We start from the raw sequence: 19,614 nt of genomic DNA, 5'->3' as shown, positions 1-19,614 counted from the left end.
ACTATTTATTGAAAAATAGTCTTAATATTTTAGTGAGGTCTTCTTTTGTATCCACGGCGACCGTTTCATGCGTTGTAATTGCCGTTTGAATGGCGTAACCGTTTTCTAACCAGCGTAGCTGTTCCAATGCCTCTGCTTCTTCTAGCATAGAAATGGGAAGTTGTGTCAGGGCTTTTAATGTATCTACCTGGTAAGCATATATTCCGATATGTTTATAGAATTTTTGCTTTTGTAACCATTGGTCTTTTTCCACACCTCTTAAAAAAGGAATGGTCTGCCTACTAAAGTAGATTGCTTCTCCTTTGCTGTTTCGGACAACTTTAGGGATGTTTACATTGAATAGTTCTTCCTCCGCTGTAATTTCCTTGACTAGGGTCGCTATCTGCGTAGTGGTATCTTCAAAACAGTGTGCTAAAAGATCAATTTGCGCTGGGTCGATAAAGGGTTCGTCGCCCTGTATATTGATGGCAACATCATAACCTTCTATATTCGTTATGACTTCGGCGCAACGATCTGTTCCTGATTGGTGGTGCTCTGCTGTCATTACCACCTTGCCACCAAAGGAAAGTACAGTTTGTGCTATGCGTTGGTCGTCAGTAGCAACAACAACTTCGTTTAATTTTGTTGATTTCTTGACCTGTTCGTAGACACGTTGGATCATCGTTTTTCCTTCGATGTCGATCAGGGGTTTTCCAGGGAATCTGCTCGACGCATATCGGGCAGGGATAATACCTAAAAATTTCATCTTTTATTTTTTATCAATGGATGGGCAACTGGAATTTATCAAAAAGCCTGTAAAATAACGTGATTTTACAGGCTTTTTAATGTGCTGATTATTCAAATAATCCGAATAATTCGGCTTCAATCTTTTGGATGATACCGCCGAGATCTTCTGGATTTTTGGTGAAATCCAGATTGTCCTTGTCCAGAATCATTACCTTACCTTCTTTGTAATTATTGATCCATTTATCGTATTTATCGTTCAGCTTCGACAGATAATCCAAGCGAATTGCGGATTCATAGTCACGGCCCCTTTTTTGGATATTATTCACCAGGGTAGGGACAGAGGCTTTGAGGTAAATCAATAAATCTGGAGGTTTGATATAGTGGATAATGCTTTGAAAAATATTACTATAGTTTTCAAAATCACGTGCGCTCATCAAACCCATATCATACAAGTTTTCGGCAAAGATATAAGCATCTTCATAAATGGTACGATCCTGAATCATATCAATGCCAGTTTCCTGCAATTTTACAATATGTCTAAAGCGACTGTTGAGGAAAAAAATCTGAAGATTGAATGCCCAGCGTTTCATGTCCGAATAAAAATCTTCCAGATAAGGATTGTTGTCTACAGCTTCAAACTGAGGTTCAAATTTAAAGTGACTGGCTAACATTTCGGTCAATGTTGTTTTGCCGGCACCTATATTTCCAACGATAGCTATGTGCATATTATTTCTAGCTTAATAAAATCTTTTAATACCAATAATCTCACGAACCTCTTTCAGTGTCTTGTGCGCAGATTCGCTTGCTTTTTCAGCGCCCATTTTTGCAACTTTAGCAATGTATGCATCATCGTTTGATATATCCTCAATGCGAGAGCGTACATCGTTGGTTGCAAGTACCATATCTTCTGCCAATTGTTTTTTGAAATCACCATAACGAATTTCGCATTTGTTATAGAGTTCATCAAAATGCTGTAACGTATCTGCAGTAGATACGACCTTCATTAAATCAAAAAGATTTTGGATAGCTTCAGGCTTAGGCTGGTTCATCTCAGTTGGACCAGAATCGGATACAGCACGCATCACCTTTTTACGAATTACGGTTTCACTATCCGATAGATAAATACAATCTGCCTCACCATTGGATTTACCCATTTTTCCCTGGCCTGCAAGTCCGGGAACTTTCACCAATTTGTCGGAATAGGAGAATGCAAATGCTTCTTTAAAATAATCTACGTTGTATAAGCGATTGAAGCGATTGCCAAAAGTCCGCGTCATCTCCAAATGTTGTTCCTGATCTTTTCCTACTGGAACCTTTGTGCCATGGTGAATCAATATATCACAGGCCATCAAGACCGGATAGGTCAATAAACCTGCGTTAACATTGTCGGGATTGCTTCTAACTTTATCCTTAAATGCTGTAGCACGTTCAAGCTCGCCGAGATAGGCGTTCATATTCATGTATAGATAGAGTTCCGCAACTTCTGGAACATCTGATTGAACGTAAATAGTCGATTTTTCGGGGTCTATTCCTGCAGCTAAATATTCAACAATAACTTGGCGAACCGTTCCCTGAAGTCCATGAGGAGTGGGGTGGGTCGTTAGTGAATGTAAATCCGCAATGAAAAAAAAGCAATTATATTCGTTTTGCATTTTCACAAAATTGCTCAATGCGCCGTAGTAATTTCCTAAATGTAATTTTCCGGTACTTCTGATACCGCTAACAACTGTTTCCATATTCCTGCGAATTTACGCATAAATTTGACAAAGTCGAATTAAATTCGGTCGGTGACTCCTTTTTAGGAATTGCGTTATTTTTTTAATTTTTTAGCTTCATTCCAATAAACGTCCATTTCTTCTAAACTCATTTCCTGCAGCTGTTGCTTATTTTCAGCGGCTTTTTGTTCTAAATAGGTAAACCGCTCAATGAATTTTTTGTTGGTGCGTTCTAGAGCATTTTCAGGATTGATACCAATATGCCGCGCATAATTTATTAAGGAGAATAAGAGGTCGCCAAATTCCCCTTCTGCTTTTTCCTGATCCATTGGAAGTGCTGTCTCCAGATTAAATTCTGCTTTAAATTCGGCAAGCTCTTCCTCTACTTTTTCCCATACTTGTTTCTTATCCTCCCAGTCAAAGCCGACACCGCGAACTTTATCCTGGATACGATAGGCCTTTACCAAAGCGGGGAGGCCTTTCGGGACGCCGGAAAGAACAGATGTATTGCCTTCTTTGAGCTTGATTGTTTCCCAATTGGATTTGACTTGATCTTCTGTATCAGCACTGGTGTCGCCGTAGATATGGGGATGGCGCGTAATCAATTTATCACAGATTGCATTGAGTACGTCTACGATGTTGAAATGTCCTTCTTCTTCGGCAATGCGGGCATAGAATACAAGATGCATCAAGACGTCACCAAGTTCTTTTTTGATTTCTGGATAATCTTTTTCCAAAATGGCGTCGGTTAATTCATACATTTCCTCCATAGTCAAATGTCGAAGGGATTCCATGGTCTGTTTTTTATCCCAGGGACATTCAATCCGTAAGGTATATAAGACATCGAGTAATCGTTGAAAAGCTAGTTGAGGTGTATGCTGATACGCTGGTGCTGCTAGATTTGCCATATTTCATCGTGTTTGGTAGCACAAAAGTAGAAATATGATTTTGAATAAACTATTTCAAATTGCGGAAAACAAAACCCTTTTGTCAATCGTTTTATAATAAAAATTAGAATTTAGATCGGATTTAGAACAATCAACTATGGAAAGAATGCATGGATACTCCTCGGCAAGTGTTGCCTTGGAAAAGTTAAACAACTTAGGTTACACGATAGATTATAATATTGAATTTGACGATTTGTTGGCTCATGCAGATCAGTACAGAATTGACTACTTATTTCGCTATGAAGGTGCATCGGATCCTGATGATGAATCGTCGGTGTATGGTATTAGCAAAAATTCGGGACAGAAAGGTGTTTTTGTTGCAGGCAATTTGTCTTTAATTGAAGGTAAGAAGCGGGATATTCTATTACAAATGGAACTTAAAGAGCGGGAAAGATAGCGTTATGGAAAAAAATGGAATGGAAACAAGAGAGCGGCTTGAGCAGCTTAAGCTTTGGGCCTTGAAGCGTGATGGTAAAGAAGCGGATACGGAATATCATGATCAAGCTTCGGATCGTTGGTTGCAGGTTTATAGAAATGAAGCATTAAACCTCATGAAAGCGGGATTCTACGATAAAGGCTCGGCTTTGTTTGAGTCTTATGTTGAGTCTCATTATCCGCATGACCTGGAAAAATTGATTGGTAAATTAGAACGTAGTTATGACAGTTTACAGCGTTTTAGTCCAGGATTACTTGAAGATGGTTTTTATAATCTCGTTTTGGGTGATATCCCTTTGCTCATGGCTGGTACGATCGTTGTTTTGCTTCGGGCTAAAGAGTCTGATTTTCCATCCATTTACAATAATGATGCGGATGCCGACATGCGAAGCTCTCCAAATTGGCTTATACAGCAGTCAAACAATGATATTTGGGTTGATATGCACCAGACAGCTTTAAATAATATTCACTACCCGGATAAAATTCTTTAGTCTGGCAAAATTTTTGTAGTCGATCGTACCAGAAAGAGGAAACCTGAATAGGTTGTTCACTTTTTGGACTTTTTATTGAATTATAAACCCATTCTAAATTTTATTTTATGATGTTGTACATTGGTATTTTTGCCGTTATCGTTGTGGCTTGCGTGTTCATTTCTCTTATGATGATGAAAAAGCAAAAGGAGACGGCCAAAAAGTATGAAGGTGAATCCGGGATTGGCCTAGCTCCAGGCGTAAAGGATGAATTGTTAAGTGATGAATTTAGTGAATTAAGAAAACAATTGAACGGTGCTCCGATCGATGCTTTTACGCAATGCGCGTATATTGCAACGGTTGGGGACAAAGTTGCTTCAGCTGCAGCTACGGCAGCCAAGACTGTTGCTTGGGCGGCTGTAGGTGTAAAGGCTCGTTATAATGAACGGGATAACGCTTCTTATCTGGTGCTTAGCAACAACGAGTTGCATTACGTATTTTTTGATGAGGGGGAGGTGAGAGACCATTTGGTTTTTGATCATGAAACCTTGCTCGATGCGCGAACTGCGCAGATTACTAATTCTGAAAAAGTAACACGCATGGGCTCTGTCATGGGCTTGAAACCTAAGAAAATGCATCTTGACGTCAATGGAAATGGGCTCGATATTATTTATTACGGCACTGTTCAGCGTATGCCGCATGGTATTATCTCTCCAGGTTCGGGTATGTTTGAAACACAGGCGCGGCTTCAATTGATGGGGCGTTTGTTTTTGGATAGATTATACAAAAAATATCCACAGCTGCAGGGCTAACTTTTCAAGAAATGTCATTTTAGTTTCGTTTTAATTGAAGTAAGTGGCCTTTTTGACTTGATTCCGCATTGCTTTTGGTAAATTGTCTGTATCATAAAATTTATATCATATGAAAATTTTAGCAGATAAAGTAGCTTTAGTAACGGGTGCTGGTTCGGGGATCGGACTGGCAGTTGCATTGGCTTATGGTAAAGAAGGTGCTAAGGTCGTTGTCTCGGATATCAACGAGCAAGCGGGGAATGAAACCGTAAAACAAATTGAATCTCTAGGAGGAGAAGCTGTGTTTTTCAAAGCAGATAGCTCATCTCCCGCTGACAATGAAGCCTTGGTGGGGTATGCTGTCAAGACATTTGGCCGGCTTGATATTGCATGCAATAATGCTGGTATTGGTGGAGAGGCTGCACTAACGGGAGATTACAGTCTCGATGGATGGAAAAAAGTAATTGATATTAATTTCAATGGCGTATTTTATGGATGTAAATATCAAATAGAAGCCATGGAGAGGAATGGAGGCGGTGTTATTGTCAATATGGCTTCCATTCATGGTACCGTGGCTGCGCCTATGTCAAGTGCTTATACTTCAGCCAAACATGCTGTAGTGGGACTGACAAAGAACATCGGCGCAGAATATGGTCAAAAAAATATTCGTTGTAATGCGGTTGGACCTGGTTATATTGATACACCGTTATTGGCTAAGTTGGATAAAGAGCATATCGATGCGTTAATCAGTAAACACCCTATTGGACGTTTGGGAAAGGCAGAGGAAGTCGCTGAGCTGGTTCTTTTTCTAAGTTCGGATAAATCGTCTTTTATGACCGGTGGGTATTACTTAGTTGATGGTGGTTATACTGCTGTTTAACAGATCAGTTTAGGAAAAAAAAGGGATCCAAGTGTGTCGTGTTGGATCCCTTTTTTTGCGCTATAACTGTGCTGCCGGACGTATTTCAGTCCCTTCCATGTTATTTAATCCGTCACCCAACGTGCGACGATATTTATCTGCTACCTGTTGGAGTTGTTTGACAATTTCGGGATATTGATCTTTTAGGTCTCTATCTTCACCGGGATCAATTGCAAGATTATATAATGCCAACGGGACTTTTACTGTAGCATATTTTCCTGGATACCGATCGCCGCCTATGGTTGCAGGTACTTCGTATGTTTCGGTTTCAGCAGGAAAAACAAGCTTCCATTTTCCTTTTCGGATTGCTTTCAAATTGTTTTTATTATGATAATAAGCGAGTTCATCTCGTGGAGTACTTTGGGTATTACCCAATAGAAGCTCTGTAAAATCAATCCCATCGATTTTCTTTGTTGGCTTGGCTGCCTGGGTAATATTGACAATCGTTGGTAGTAAGTCCATATTGGTCAAAAGCTGGTTACTTACAGTTGCCGGTTTGACATGACCGGGCCAGCTTATAATGCAAGGTACTTTTAATCCACCATCAAATATAGTTGCTTTACCCTCTCTGAGCCCTCCTGTCGAACCTGCGTGGTTTCCAAACGTGAGCCATGGACCATTGTCACTCGTGAAAATAACAATAGTGTTTTCGAGCAGATGATGTTGTTCCAATGTCTTCATCACTTCGCCTACGGACCAGTCTACTTCTTCCATGACATCCCCAAACATACCGGCACCGCTTTTGCCTTTAAATTTTTCGGAAACGCCAAGTGGGACATGAACCATGGCATGGGCTAAATAGAGAAAGAAAGGGTTGTTTTTATTACGTCTGATAAAAGAGACCGCTCGGTTTGTATAATCGGTGGTCAATTGATCCTGACCATCAAAAGAATCGATAATTTTAACTGTTTTGTTGCCTTCGATTAAAGGAAGTGGGGGGTATTGGGCCCGCCAAAAAGTTGAATCTTGCCATTTTTTTCCTTCATAATCGTAGGCCCACATATCATTGGAGTAGGGAAGTCCATAGAACTCGTCAAAGCCATTTTGAAGGGGAAGGTAAGGCTCTTTATGTCCAAGATGCCATTTTCCGACCATGCCGGTTTTATATCCTTTGCTTTTCAATAGTTCGGCGATAGTTTGTTCATCGGGGTTAAGTGCAAATTTGGCATTATGGTCAATCGCACCGCTAATGCCAATTCGCGTAGGGTAGCAGCCGGTTAATAGGGCACTTCGGGAAGCTGTACAGATTGGCTGCGCGGCATAAAAATCGGTAAAACGCAAACCTTGTGCTGCGAGTTTATCGATATTTGGCGTTTGGTAGGGGCTACCACCATAGCAGACTGGGTCGGCATAGCCCATATCATCCATTAAAATAATAATGATGTTTGGGGGTGGAGCTGGTTTATTCTCATCCGTAATAGAAGCTGCAGAAGCTCCAAGGGTAAATAAGAATGGTATAAAAGAAAATATATACTTCAAATCCATCGTTTGCATTTAATTATTTAACGGTTAAGTTTTCTTGTTTGAGAACCTGCTGAAAAGCTGCTCTTGTTGCATCATCATCGCCCGCTTCAGCTTTAAGTTTAGCCAATTTTTTCTTCAACCTGGCAATTTCTTTGACATATTTTTTGTCTAGAATGGCATTGTGTGTTTCCATGGGATCTTGCTGCAGGTCATAGAATTCCCAAGCTGGAGCCGTTGTTTTAGAGTCGCTGCCTGTCATTTCTAATGGCTGTCCATAGAAGTAGATCAGTTTGTAGCGTTCATCACGGACTCCAAGATGCGCCGGGCGTATTGGTGCATGTTGCCAGTAACGGTAATACATGGCAGACCGCCATGCTTTGGATGTATTTCCTTTGAGGTTATTCCGGAAGCTTTCGCCTTGGATGTAGGCAGGTTTTTTGATGCCGGCATAATCTGCAAATAGTGCAGCGAAATCGATATTTAGAATCATGTCGTCTAATCGACTACCAGCTTTGATTTCTTTGGGGTAGCTGATCACAAAAGGCATGCGCAGTGATTCTTCGTACATCAAACGTTTATCCATAAAATTGTGTTCTCCTAAGAAGTATCCCTGGTCGGAAGCCAGGATCACAACGGTATTTTCGTCCAAATTTGCCGTTGTAAGATAGCGCATAATTTTCCCCAGATTATCATCGATTCCAGCGACGCAACGAAGATAATCTTTGAGGAACTTTTGGTAGATCTTTTTGCGGGCTTCCAAAGGGCCCATTCCTTTTGTTGAAAACGGAAGCTCGGGATAAGATGTCCAAAAGGGGCCTACCGAAGCTTGCTCATAACGGCGGCCAAGCTCTTCCAAGGGCTGCCCTTCAAAAGAGCGGCCAGTTGTGATTGCTCCTGAATCCAAAAATGTCGGGGGATAAGGAAACTCCACATCTTTGTAGTAATCTTTGAATCGCTCGGCAAAATCAAAGGGTTCATGCGTCGCTTTGTAATGACACATTAAGAAGAAGGGTTTATCGGGGTTGCGTGATTTTAACCAGTCCAGACTCATCGTTGTGGTGATATCATCTACATAGCCTTCGTAAGGTGTACCGGCCTCTTCCTTATCATTCCAGTTGTCTTTAGAGAGGTAAGTCGGGTTATGATAAACACCGTGCCCAGGAAGAACTTTAAAATCGTCAAATCCACTTGGCCTTTTTTTCAGATGCCATTTCCCAAACACAGCAGTTTGGTAGCCCGCATTGTGCAGATCCTTGGCGATATTTTCCTTATCGGGATCCAACGCATCTTCCAGTGTGTAGACTTGGTTTTTATTACTGTATTGTCCTGTCAGTATGCTTGCACGGCTAGGGGTGCAAATTGAATTGGTACAGAATGTATTATTGAGTACCGCCCCCTGACTGGCTAATTTTTCAATATTCGGATTTTTGACAAAATCTTTTAAAATACCGCCATATACGCCCCATGCTTGGGCTGTGAAATCGTCCGTTAGGATAAAGACGATATTGGGGCGTTGTGTTGCGTTGTTCTTTTTCTGTGCTTGTGAAAAAATGGGCAATAGGCCGCAGATGAGCAATACAAATTTTTTATTCATGTGAATTCAGCTATATATTAGTCGACGAATTGACTATATCGGATTGCAATAATAGTTATAATCGTTCGTCTTGGTCTGGTTCTGTCTATTTGATTGTAGACAAATCTACTCTTTATAGACAAATATATAACGGATAAACTGTAATAAATATGTTAGTCATCGATACCTTTTCCATCTAGAATATGCTGGTAATATTTTTCGATTCTCGCCGCACGTGTTTTCACTTGTTTTGCCTGGTTAAAGTAGAATAGATACCCTTTTTGTCGACCTGGCGTAAGTGATTGAAAGGCTTTTTGAAGTAAAGGGTCTTCAAGTAAGGCACACTTAAATTCTTCCGGTACAGGGTAATCGGCAGCTTTTCGCATGTCAACTTTCTTGCCTGATTTTTCAATTTCGATGGCTTCCTGAATATATGCCGATATCACTTCCCGTAATGATTCTATCTGCTCAATAGTGGTGAATCTAAGCTGTCTGGCCGACTGAACATTTTCGGTTTGCTGGATCAGTATATTTTTGGGATCTTTTAATAATGCACCTTTGTGGAATAGCAGCGCACAGTATTCTTTAAACCCGTGTATCAATACGACATTTTTACCTTCAAATGTATAACAAGGATGCATCCATTTATAATCCTCCTGCAGTGTTTTATTGCCACGGACAATTTCTCTCAACAGATTGAATTCTTCATTCCATCTTGTCGCATTTTCAAAAAAATGTTCAATTTTTAGATTCATCATGTAGTGCTTTAGGTAAGTTTAGCAAGAGTTTCCTGTAATCTATTGTGCGCCATATTGATTCCTTGCGCAAAAGGCATCTGTAACAGCTGGTTTCGAAATGCGACCGACTGAAATATAATATGTATGTGAAGCCTGCTGCGTTCTGCACTTGTTTTTTCAAATGTTAAAAATTCCAACTGTACGGGAAATGCGCTGTTTTCCATTTCAAAAGTCCGTGTGATGCGTTGATTGGGGAGGAATTCATGTATCGCTCCATTTGCTTTGAACATGACCTGGCCGTTGTGCGAAGTTTCAAATGCATAGGAGCCATGCTTTTTATTTTCCAATTTCAGGACTTTGGTTCCCATCCACTGCTCGAAAATTTCGGGATCCTCGTATGCTTTGAAAAGCAGTTCAACAGGCAAATCGAATTCCCTTGTAATGACAATCTCCTGTTTATTATCCTCAGCCTGGACGTTAGTTTTTGACTCCATATTATTTGTTCTTATAGTTTTGCATAATAGTTTCCAATTTATTGAATCTGTCGTCCCACATTTGACGGAAAGGTTCAATAAAATCCGCAATTTCTTTCATCTTTGGTGGGTTCAATTGGTAGTATATCTCGCGTCCATTTTGTTGAGACTTTAATAATTCACATTCCGTCAATATTTGCAAATGTTTTGAAACGGTCGGTCTTGCTGTATTGAAATTGGCTGCAATTGCACCAGCAGTCATGGCCTGTGAGGCTAGAAGAAGTAAAATTGCTCTTCTGGTTGGGTCTGCTATAGCTTGGAAAACATCTCGTCTTAAGTTCATATTGATCTATTTGATTACTAATATAAGTGTAGTTATTTGGCTACGCAAATTTTTTATAAATTATTTATAACGGAATAGATGGGGGTGGAGCTAACGTGGATCAACGAATAAAAATTTTTCCCTGGCGAATTTAAAATGAAAGCGATTGGGAATTAAACCTATGGATCAATGTTGGGTGAATAATGCTAAATTAGCGTAATTAATTATAGCAGGATGAAAACACAGTTATCGTATTTAAAAAAATTGAGCGTATTGGGGACGAAAACCTTAGTCAAATATTATTTGCTGGCTATTGTTTCAACTTTACTGTATTTGGTGGTTGGCAGTTTTCAGTTTAAGGCTAGTCATGAAGCTTTCTTTTCGACGGTCAGTCCTGCGCAAGCCGCAGCTAAATTCATTTGGCTGATTGGATTGATCCTGCTACCTGTACTACTTTTTATTTTTAGCAACAAATATGTGTTTTCAAAGATTGCAAGTCTTGTTGTAGAAGAAAGGCAGGATGATCTCATTCTTCCGGCATTTGACAAAGTATTGTTAATTTTTCAATCGAATCAGCCCGATGTAATACAAAATGTTGCTGATTATTCTTTTGCGAAACTTAAATTGATCAATGACGTAAAAAATACCAAAATCGAGAACCCTTGGGTGCGACGCATTGTCATTTTTGGTTTGAATAAAGTGAAGTTTGATGCCCTCGATTTAGACAAAAACGATAGCTTTTATGCGATCATAAGATCGAAGTTTATCGATGTACTCGAAATCTTAACAGAACCAAGTAGCAAACCATTTTGGCTATGTATTCTTGCGCAATGGCTTATTCTACTTTTTGTGTGGCTGGCCAACTAAATGTGTTGATTACTGCAAGCAAGCAAGCAAGCAAGCAAGCAAGCAAGCAAGCAAGCAAGCAAGCAAGCAAGCAAGCAAGCAAGCAAGCAAGCAAGCAAGTGCTGAAATAACAGAATATCATGACGGTATAAGTTTTATTTTGTATTTTAACTGTAAGAATAAAAACCATAGAGTTTTAAATGGATGTTATGATGAAAAATATTTTTTTTACTGTTGTTCAGCTTTTGGTTGCATCATTTGTTTTCGCACAAATGCCTCAGGTAAAGGTTGAAGAGGGGATATTAGAAGGAATTACTTTGTCAAGCGGGGTAGAGTCCTTTCGAGGGATTCCTTTTGCAAAACCGCCAGTAGGCGACCTAAGGTGGAAAGAACCGCAAGCTGCTGAACATTGGTCTGGCATCCGTAAAGCAGATCATTTTGGTTATTCTCCGATGCAGAAACCGATCTATGGGGACATGCGATTTCGATCACCCGGGATCAATGAAGACTGTCTCTATCTGAATGTATGGCGTCCAAAGAATCTTGGTTCAGGTAAACTTCCTGTTTTAGTTTATTTTTACGGCGGAGGTTTCAATGCTGGTGATGGATCGGAAAATCGCTATGATGGTGAAAGTTTTGCCAAAGAAGGTCTTATTGTCGTTACTGTCAACTATCGCCTTGGTATCTTTGGCTTTTTTGCGCATCCGGCATTAACCGAGGAATCGGCGAAACATGCTTCCGGAAATTATGGACTGCTGGATCAGCATGCAGCTTTGGTTTGGGTCAAAAAAAATATAGCCGCATTTGGTGGGGATCCCGATGCCGTCACCATCGGCGGTGAGTCGGCAGGGAGTATGTCCGTTTCTGCGCAAATGACTAGTCCGCTATCTAAGGGACTATTTAAACGTGCTATCGGTCAGAGCGGAAGTGTTTTTAACTTGCGGTATGGCACTGCCTCTATTAGTGAGCAAGAGCAACAGGGGACTGCGTTTGCAACGCGCATAAATGCCGAGGGGCTTGATAAGCTACGTGAAATTCCTGCGGCCGAACTCCTTGATAAAGCCAGCGAACCGGGGGCCTTTGCGACCCGTTTGATTGTTGACGGCTATTTTCTGCCTAAATCTCCTTTGGCTATTTTTGAGGCAGGGGAACAGTCTAAAGTCCCGCTACTTGCAGGCTGGACGTCTACGGAAGCTTCATATACTGCCTACATGGGTAAATTGTATCCATCTCCGGAGAATTATGAAAAATTAGTAAGAGCGCAATATGGCGTTCAGGCTGACGAAGTGCTCACGCTTTATCCTGGAAAAACCGAAGCGGAAGTTATTCGATCTGCAACGGCACTGGCCAGCGATAATTTTATCGTTTATAGTACCTGGAAATGGCTTGATTTGCAACGAAGAAATAGCGGTCAGCCAGTCTTCGTTTATATATTCGGGAAACCGCGACCACCCATGCAACCGGCATACCGCGATGCACAAACCGGGCTTGCCGGAGGAATTAGCAAGAAATCTGCACAGGAAGTCAAGGAAAAAAGCCCAGAGCCTCTGCCGGGTGCTTTCCACGCAAGTGATATTGAATATTTATTGGGAAATCTGCAAAGCAATGATGTTTTTGCCTGGACTGAAGATGATTACAAGGTATCAAAACTTGGTCAGCAGTACTTTGTTAATTTTATCAAGACGGGCGATCCAAATGGAAAAGGGCTGTCAACATGGCCGAAAACAACAGCACTAGATAAGCGCATGAATATTCTGAATTTGAATATCGAGGTAAAAGCATCTGCTGAAGAATTTCGGAATAGATATCTTTTTCTGGATAAATTGTTTGTCGACCGTGAATATAAATCCAGATAGACAACTTCTTTATTCAACCTACAGCAGTGGTTAAGTCGTTAATCTATCAGGTAAATTAAAGTACTTTTTTATTTTACGGCCTAATAAAAACTATTTATTGCCAAGGGCTGTTATCAGATAGACTTTTTATGAAAGCGGATGGACGATATTGTCCTGTACAGGGAGATGCTAGACAATGGATAGATTTATCAAGAATCGTTTGTTGAATAGCGAGGGGCAACCAATTTAGGAGACTGAAGTACGATTTATGGCGTTGATTTTTTGTAGATGATACTCATATAGAGCAAACTTGGATATATGACAATAAATCCTGATGTGATTATTATAGGCGGTGGTTTGGCTGGACTGACTAGTGCATTGCATCTGTCTAAACAAGGATTCAACGTGACGTTAATCGAAAAACATGATTTTCCCCGTCATAAGGTTTGCGGCGAATATGTTTCGAACGAAATTTTGGCCTACCTGCATTGGCTGCAAGTGGATGTTGAATCGCTATATCCAACACATATTCAGGAGCTTGAGTTTACAACAGAAGGTGGACAGATGAATAGGGTCAGGTTACCCTTGGGTGGGATTGGTATCAGTCGTTACGCGTTGGATGATCTGTTATATCAGCAAGCAAAAGGTAATGGCTGTACAATTGTTATTGCGACTGTAACAGGTATATCCTTTAGCGCTGATACATTTGCTGTTTCGTTTCAAGATCAGGTATTAAGATCAAAAATTGTACTGGGCGCGTATGGAAAACGCAGCAATATGGATCAGCTCTTATCCCGTGATTTCATAACGAAAACCTCTCCTTGGATGGCTGTTAAGGCACACTATTCGGGCGATTTTCCGAATGATCTAATTGCCTTGCATCATTTTGAAGGAGGCTATTGTGGGATTTCCAAGGTCGAAGATGACCGGATAAATTTATGTTATCTTGCCGATGTAAAAACGTTCAAGAGATACAAAAACATAGGTGATTATCAGAAGTATGTTTTGTCTAAAAACAGACATCTTCAATATTTTTTTGAGCACAATAGGCTACTTTTTGAAAAACCGCTCACGATCAGTCAATTTTCATTTGATAAGAAATCAACGGTAGAAAACCATATTCTTATGATTGGTGATACAGCCGGTCTTATTCATCCATTGTGCGGAAATGGGATGGCGATGGCGATGCACAGTGCAAAAATAGCTTCTGAGCTTGTCCTGGAATATTACCGGGGTCATATTCATTCACGAAAGCAATTGGAAAAGGCTTATGTCAAGCAATGGAATCGGACGTTTAAAAGACGCCTCTTATTCGGACGACTTCTGTCGCGGCTGTTAAGCTATAAAATAGGGACCGCAGTTTTAATGAAGACTGCCTCATTTTTTCCGAAAATGCTCAGCTGGATTATTAAACAAACTCATGGAAATGCAAGGTCAATAAAATGGGAATAAACACAAAACAGAGAACATCGGAGCATGAGATCATGGACGATTTTCTGCTCGAAGGAGAAGAACTTCGGACAACATTGGACAGGATAGCAAAGATTAATCGTTTTTTAGGCGGAAATAACATTACGCTGAATGGTGTAAAAAAATTGCTTTCAACCAGCTGCAAGAATGAAACAATAACGATTGTGGATATCGGTTGTGGCAATGGTGACATGCTTCGCATGTTGAGCGATTATGGCAATAGACATCATATTAAGCTTTCAATGCTCGGTATAGATGCCAACCCCTATACAATAAATTATGCGGGGGATTTGTCTAAAGATTATACCAATATATCCTATTTGTGTGCGGATATCTTTGAAGAGAATTTTGAAGATGTCAAGTATGACATTGTTCTGTGTACGCTTACCATACATCATTTTGACGATGAAGAGATTCTTAGTTTGCTAGGTAGTCTGGTCAACGTATCAAAATTGGGGGTCGTCATTAACGATTTACAAAGGAGTAAAATTGCTTACCGGCTTTTTCAAACCATTGCTGTTCTTTTTAGGTTAAATAGAATGACAAAAGTGGACGGGCTTGTTTCTATACTGCGTGGGTTTAAAAAAGAGGAACTTACACAATTCTCCAATAAACTGAAATTAGAAAATTATAGCATCCAATGGAAATGGGCCTTTCGTTACCAGTGGATAATTTCCAATATATGAATGTTAAAATAATAACTGTTGCTAAGCAACTCCCTAAATACTCTTGTGCTACCGTTGATATCCTTCCGCTATTGGATATCTGGCTCCATGGACAAGAGCCTCGCTTTATTAAGAAGATCAAGAAACTTTTCGAAGGCTCCGCCGTGGAAAGACGATATGCTATTATGGATCCGAAAGAGGTCTTCACAGCGACGTCTTTTGAAGAAAAAAATAATGTGTACTGCCGGGAGGCAACGGTCCTAGGGGAGCAAGCACTTCGTAAGGCCCTTGCACAGACGGGATGGGATCCGCAGTCTCTGGATTATATCATTACAGTGAGTTGTACTGGAATTATGATCCCCTCCCTAGACGCGTATCTCATCAATAAGATGAAACTCCGACAGGATATTGTGCGGCTACCAGTTACCGAAATGGGCTGTGTTGCCGGTGTTTCAGGTATTATTTATGCTAAAAATTTTCTTCAGGCTAATCCAGGCAAACGTGCTGCGGTCATTGCCGTCGAAGCGCCAACAGCAACTTTTCAGCTGGAAGATTTCTCCATGTCAAATATGGTCAGTGCCGCAATATTTGGTGATGGTGCAGCTTGCTGTCTGCTTTCCTCCGGCGAGTCAGACAATGGTCCGGTGATTCTCGATCAGGAGATGTACCATTTTTACGATGCGGAAGATATTATGGGATTTAAGCTAACAAACAGCGGTATGCAGATGATACTGGATGTTGAAGTGCCGAATGTGATCGCGTCTCATTTTGACACCGTTATACATCCATTTTTGAAGAAGAACCAGCTTCAAATTAAAGATATTGATTACATGATTTTTCATCCAGGTGGAAAAAAGATTGTAGCTACAATCGAAGATATTTTTGCTGAATTTGATAAAGATATTGAGGATACTAAGGCTGTGCTGGCACAGTATGGTAATATGTCGAGCGCTACGGTGTTATATGTCCTCGAACGTATTATGAAACGTACTCCTCAGGTCGGTGAATTAGGGCTGATGCTGAGTTTCGGTCCTGGATTTTCAGCGCAGCGCGTTTTACTACAGTGGTAATCTACAAAATTTGAATGATGGATCTGAATTCTATACTGGCGAAATTGCCTTACAGTGCTCCGTTTTTATTTGTCGATGCGTTGACCCATGTCGATGAGGAAGGTGTTGCAGGTACCTATACCTTTGATGAAAATCTGGATTTTTATAGAGGACATTTTAATGAAAAAGCGATCACTCCAGGAGTTATTCTGATCGAAACGATGGCCCAAATAGGTTTAGCTTGTTTGGGAATTTTTCTGCTCAATAAAGACTTGATACATTGCTCTTCTATTGCATTGACTTCTACTGAAATACAATTTTTAAAACCCGTGTATCCAAAGGAAAAAGTTACTGTAATTTCAAAAAAAATATATTTTAGGTTTGGAAAGTTAAAGTGTGCGGTAACCATGAAAAATGAAGCTGGTCAGGAGGTTTGTAAAGGAATATTGGCAGGTATGATTACTGAGGAGCTATGAAGAGAGTTGTTATTACTGGATTAGGAGTCGTTGCACCCAATGGAGTGGGAGTACCGGCCTTTACACAAGCGTTAAAGGAGGGTGTCTCCGGTGTTAGACATGATGTGCAGTTGGAAAAATTGCAGTTTTCCTGTCAGATTGCTGGAATGCCACAAGTATCGGATGATCTCAAAAGGCAATATTTCACGGAACTTGAGCTCAGGGGTTTTAACAGTACAGGCATATTATACGGTGTCATAGCTGGAATGGAGGCTTGGACAAATGCAGGTTTTCCTATTGCCTTAAATTCGGTCCCCGATTGGGATAGCGGAACGGTCTTTGGTTCAGGTACCTCAGGTATCGATAAGTTTCGGGAGAGTATTTATAAAATTGATGAGCTGCAAACACGTAGGCTAGGCAGTACAGTCGTCGCCCAAACGATGAACAGTGGTGTCAGTGCATATTTAGGTGGGAAATTAGGGCTCGGAAATCAGGTGACCACCAATTCCTCTGCCTGTGCTACTGGGACAGAAGCAATTCTAATGGCATATGACCGGATTAGGTCCGGAAGAGCAAAGCGCATGCTAGCAGGTAGTACTGGAGATAGTGGACCTTATATTTGGGGCGGTTTTGATGCACTGCGTGTCTGTAGTTCGCAATATAATGACCGCCCTGCGGAAGGTTCTCGCCCAATGAGTGCAACAGCCGCAGGATTCGTCCCGGGTAGTGGAGCTGGGGCCCTCCTGCTGGAGGATTTGGAAAGTGCCTTAGAACGCAAGGCTGTGATATATGGCGAGTTATTGGGCGGTCAAGTAAATTCTGGAGGGCAACGGGGAACGGGCAGTATGACAGCTCCAAATGCTGAAGCTGTACGCCGATGCATTGCGGAAGCCTTAAAAAATTCGAGTGTCTCCGGGTGGGATGTTGATGCCATAAACGGTCATTTAACGGCAACGGCCAAAGATGCTTTTGAAATAGAAAACTGGACTGAGGCCCTTGGGCGTAAAGGGAAAGATTTTCCATTGATAAACTCGCTAAAAGGAATGACTGGGCATTGTCTCAGCGCGGCAGGTAGCATAGAATGCGTGGCTACAGTTTTGCAGTTATATCATGGATTTGTATTTGGAAACAGTAATTGTACTGATTTACATCCTGAGATTGCAGCAATGATAGATCCATCAAGAGTACCATTACATCAAGTTGATGTCAAACCTCATATTATAGCCAAAGCGAGTTTCGGATTTGGGGATGTAAATGCCTGTTTAATCTTTAAAAAATTTGATAACTAAACCTATGAACAGAGAAGAATTGATCGGTGCTTTAAAACCAATTATAGCACCTTACACAACAAACGAAGAAGCATTTGGAAAGCTTACTGAAAAGACTGATTTTATGCGTGATCTACAAATCAATTCAGCCAATTTGGTTGATATTGTCCTGGATATCGAAGATCAATTTGGGATCGTTATTGAAAATTCCGATATGGAGCGTATGCTTAATGTCGGAGCTGCAGTCGAAATAATCGAAAGCAAGTTACAAGAAAAATGATTGGTAATGACATTGTCGACTTGGTTCAGTCCAGAAAAGATAGTAATTGGAGACGTAGAGGCTTTGTTTCAAAGCTATTTAATGAGCATGAACAACTGTTGATTGGGAACAGTCCAGATCCCGAAATTGTTGTTTGGCTCTTATGGAGCATGAAAGAGGCTGCCTATAAAATATGGAATAGACAGACAGGAATTCGGAAATATATGCCTAAAGGATTGCTATGTTCAGTTATTGAACGGTCTTCTTGCAACGCAACGGGAGAAGTCATCTGCGAAGGGAAGAGGTATTACACTAAGACCATTGTTTGCCCTGATTTTATACATACCATTGCCGTTGACGAATTAGTTCATTTAGGCAGTATTGTAGAAATCGAAAAAGGTGAAATTGTTAAAGATGCTCAGGGGATACCAAGCATCATTCTGAAAGATAGCGGCACACACTTACCAGTTTCTGTAAGTAACCATGGCCGTTTTGAGAGAATAGTTGCGATTGCATGAAAAAGTCAGTATCGTTAACCTTCCTGTTTTATGTAACTATATGCCGGTATATAGTTGTACTATTTCAATTTATATTTTTAATAAATAGTGGTGTTAAATGTGATTTTTCTTAAATTGAATTGTGCTAAAACGGCAAGTTTGGCAAACACATTTTTTTAGTTTGCATTAAAAGTCTAATCAAAAAAAGAAGTATGAATGGTAAAAAAAAGTTTCCTGTAGAATTCTATAAATATTTAGAAGAAAATACTTTAGTGGAAATCAAAAGTGGAGAAAATAGAACTAAATTTACAGAAATCTGGATGGTTATCGTAGATGAAAGGGTTTTTGCCAGAAGTTGGAATAAAAACCAAAGTGGCTGGATGAATGAATTTTTAGCTAATAAAGTTGGAATGATAAAATTTGGTGCGGAAATAATTGATGTGACGGTAAGTAAGCTTGGGGATAATCATCCTATTCATCAAAAAATTAATCAGGCTTATTTGGAGAAATATACACAGGATTATAATCTTGAATATGCTAAAGAGATTTCACTTCCGGAATATGCGCATTATACGATTGAGTTTTTTCCTTCTGCCCCCTAGTTGTATTGCATAACTAGGAGAGCCTGATGACAGCAGCTACTTTTCAATTCATAAGATAGCTAGCTGTAGAAGATCTAAACGAAAAATTCCAAGAAC

At 40.4% G+C, this 19,614-nt stretch carries 23 protein-coding genes; 14 read left to right on the top strand and 9 right to left on the bottom strand.

Features of this window, described 5'->3' with window-relative positions; translation table 11 throughout:
- Position 1 precedes the first annotated feature (1 nt).
- From kdsB to mazG, 4 genes are all read right to left on the bottom strand, one after another.
- Positions 2-745, bottom strand: a complete 744-nt coding sequence (kdsB, locus tag GVK91_RS10480) for a 3-deoxy-manno-octulosonate cytidylyltransferase (protein ID WP_153848802.1) — start codon at positions 743-745, stop codon at positions 2-4.
- 88 nt (positions 746-833) lie between these two features.
- Positions 834-1,451: a deoxynucleoside kinase gene (locus GVK91_RS10475; RefSeq protein ID WP_153848803.1), complete on the bottom strand. Its 618-nt coding sequence runs from the start codon at positions 1,449-1,451 to the stop codon at positions 834-836.
- 12 nt (positions 1,452-1,463) lie between these two features.
- Positions 1,464-2,462 (bottom strand): tryptophan--tRNA ligase, encoded by a 999-nt coding sequence (gene trpS, locus GVK91_RS10470; RefSeq protein ID WP_088161124.1) that lies wholly within the window; start codon positions 2,460-2,462, stop codon positions 1,464-1,466.
- A 74-nt stretch (positions 2,463-2,536) separates the two neighbouring features.
- The gene (mazG, locus tag GVK91_RS10465; protein ID WP_159728580.1) at positions 2,537-3,349 is read right to left on the bottom strand and encodes a nucleoside triphosphate pyrophosphohydrolase; all 813 of its coding nucleotides are present in this window, start codon (positions 3,347-3,349) and stop codon (positions 2,537-2,539) included.
- Positions 3,350-3,485: 136 nt separating this feature from the next.
- On the opposite strand from mazG, the gene GVK91_RS10460 reads away from it, so the two are divergent.
- From GVK91_RS10460 to GVK91_RS10445, 4 genes are all read left to right on the top strand, one after another.
- Complete coding sequence (locus GVK91_RS10460) at positions 3,486-3,785, top strand: hypothetical protein (RefSeq protein ID WP_153848806.1); 300 nt, start codon at positions 3,486-3,488, stop codon at positions 3,783-3,785.
- Positions 3,786-3,804: 19 nt separating this feature from the next.
- Positions 3,805-4,314 carry a hypothetical protein gene (locus GVK91_RS10455; protein ID WP_159728578.1) on the top strand — a complete coding sequence of 170 codons (510 nt, stop codon included), beginning with the start codon at positions 3,805-3,807 and terminating at the stop codon, positions 4,312-4,314.
- A 107-nt stretch (positions 4,315-4,421) separates the two neighbouring features.
- Positions 4,422-5,105: a hypothetical protein gene (locus tag GVK91_RS10450; RefSeq protein ID WP_159728576.1), complete on the top strand. Its 684-nt coding sequence runs from the start codon at positions 4,422-4,424 to the stop codon at positions 5,103-5,105.
- 109 nt (positions 5,106-5,214) lie between these two features.
- Entirely contained in the window at positions 5,215-5,964 is a 750-nt protein-coding gene (locus GVK91_RS10445) for an SDR family NAD(P)-dependent oxidoreductase (RefSeq protein WP_159728574.1), read from the top strand.
- A gap of 60 nt (positions 5,965-6,024) precedes the next feature.
- Here GVK91_RS10445 and GVK91_RS10440 read toward each other — a convergent pair whose 3' ends face one another.
- The 5 genes from GVK91_RS10440 to GVK91_RS10420 all read right to left on the bottom strand — a co-directional run bounded on the left by GVK91_RS10440 (position 6,025) and on the right by GVK91_RS10420 (position 10,593).
- The gene (locus GVK91_RS10440; protein ID WP_159728572.1) at positions 6,025-7,488 is read right to left on the bottom strand and encodes a sulfatase; all 1,464 of its coding nucleotides are present in this window, start codon (positions 7,486-7,488) and stop codon (positions 6,025-6,027) included.
- A 13-nt stretch (positions 7,489-7,501) separates the two neighbouring features.
- On the bottom strand, positions 7,502-9,061 hold the full coding sequence (locus GVK91_RS10435) for a sulfatase (protein ID WP_159728570.1): 1,560 nt from the start codon (positions 9,059-9,061) through the stop codon (positions 7,502-7,504).
- Positions 9,062-9,213: 152 nt separating this feature from the next.
- A complete protein-coding gene (locus GVK91_RS10430; RefSeq protein WP_235032886.1) occupies positions 9,214-9,798 on the bottom strand; it encodes a YdeI family protein in 585 nt (194 codons plus the stop codon).
- A gap of 8 nt (positions 9,799-9,806) precedes the next feature.
- Positions 9,807-10,271 (bottom strand): SRPBCC domain-containing protein, encoded by a 465-nt coding sequence (locus GVK91_RS10425; protein WP_159728568.1) that lies wholly within the window; start codon positions 10,269-10,271, stop codon positions 9,807-9,809.
- A gap of 1 nt (position 10,272) precedes the next feature.
- Positions 10,273-10,593, bottom strand: a complete 321-nt coding sequence (locus tag GVK91_RS10420; protein ID WP_159728566.1) for a helix-turn-helix transcriptional regulator — start codon at positions 10,591-10,593, stop codon at positions 10,273-10,275.
- Positions 10,594-10,806: 213 nt separating this feature from the next.
- Between GVK91_RS10420 and GVK91_RS10415 the strand changes: the two genes are divergently transcribed.
- The 10 genes from GVK91_RS10415 to GVK91_RS10370 all read left to right on the top strand — a co-directional run bounded on the left by GVK91_RS10415 (position 10,807) and on the right by GVK91_RS10370 (position 19,518).
- Positions 10,807-11,439 (top strand): hypothetical protein, encoded by a 633-nt coding sequence (locus GVK91_RS10415; protein ID WP_159728564.1) that lies wholly within the window; start codon positions 10,807-10,809, stop codon positions 11,437-11,439.
- Between the two features lie 188 nt (positions 11,440-11,627).
- Positions 11,628-13,274, top strand: coding sequence for a carboxylesterase/lipase family protein (locus tag GVK91_RS10410; protein WP_235032879.1), 1,647 nt, complete (start codon positions 11,628-11,630; stop codon positions 13,272-13,274).
- 297 nt (positions 13,275-13,571) lie between these two features.
- Entirely contained in the window at positions 13,572-14,705 is a 1,134-nt protein-coding gene (locus GVK91_RS10405) for an NAD(P)/FAD-dependent oxidoreductase (RefSeq protein ID WP_159728562.1), read from the top strand.
- On the top strand, positions 14,696-15,409 hold the full coding sequence (locus tag GVK91_RS10400; protein ID WP_159728560.1) for a methyltransferase domain-containing protein: 714 nt from the start codon (positions 14,696-14,698) through the stop codon (positions 15,407-15,409). Before GVK91_RS10405 ends, GVK91_RS10400 begins: the two co-directional genes overlap by 10 nt.
- Complete coding sequence (locus GVK91_RS10395) at positions 15,406-16,458, top strand: type III polyketide synthase (RefSeq protein WP_159728558.1); 1,053 nt, start codon at positions 15,406-15,408, stop codon at positions 16,456-16,458. Before GVK91_RS10400 ends, GVK91_RS10395 begins: the two co-directional genes overlap by 4 nt.
- 14 nt (positions 16,459-16,472) lie before the next feature.
- Positions 16,473-16,913 (top strand): 3-hydroxyacyl-ACP dehydratase FabZ family protein, encoded by a 441-nt coding sequence (locus GVK91_RS10390; protein ID WP_227550130.1) that lies wholly within the window; start codon positions 16,473-16,475, stop codon positions 16,911-16,913.
- Entirely contained in the window at positions 16,910-18,181 is a 1,272-nt protein-coding gene (locus GVK91_RS10385) for a beta-ketoacyl synthase (RefSeq protein ID WP_159728556.1), read from the top strand. Before GVK91_RS10390 ends, GVK91_RS10385 begins: the two co-directional genes overlap by 4 nt.
- A 4-nt stretch (positions 18,182-18,185) precedes the next feature.
- On the top strand, positions 18,186-18,440 hold the full coding sequence (locus GVK91_RS10380; protein ID WP_075992081.1) for an acyl carrier protein: 255 nt from the start codon (positions 18,186-18,188) through the stop codon (positions 18,438-18,440).
- Positions 18,437-18,937 carry a 4'-phosphopantetheinyl transferase superfamily protein gene (locus tag GVK91_RS10375; protein ID WP_159728554.1) on the top strand — a complete coding sequence of 167 codons (501 nt, stop codon included), beginning with the start codon at positions 18,437-18,439 and terminating at the stop codon, positions 18,935-18,937. Before GVK91_RS10380 ends, GVK91_RS10375 begins: the two co-directional genes overlap by 4 nt.
- A gap of 191 nt (positions 18,938-19,128) precedes the next feature.
- The gene (locus GVK91_RS10370; RefSeq protein ID WP_159728552.1) at positions 19,129-19,518 is read left to right on the top strand and encodes a DUF2255 family protein; all 390 of its coding nucleotides are present in this window, start codon (positions 19,129-19,131) and stop codon (positions 19,516-19,518) included.
- Positions 19,519-19,614: the final 96 nt, after the last annotated feature.

It is taken from the genome of Sphingobacterium sp. 18053 (assembly GCF_902706145.1).
In the GTDB taxonomy this organism is placed as follows: domain Bacteria; phylum Bacteroidota; class Bacteroidia; order Sphingobacteriales; family Sphingobacteriaceae; genus Sphingobacterium; species Sphingobacterium paramultivorum.
Note: the sequence above shows the minus strand (reverse complement) of the source record. Positions and strands in the feature narration are given on the sequence as shown.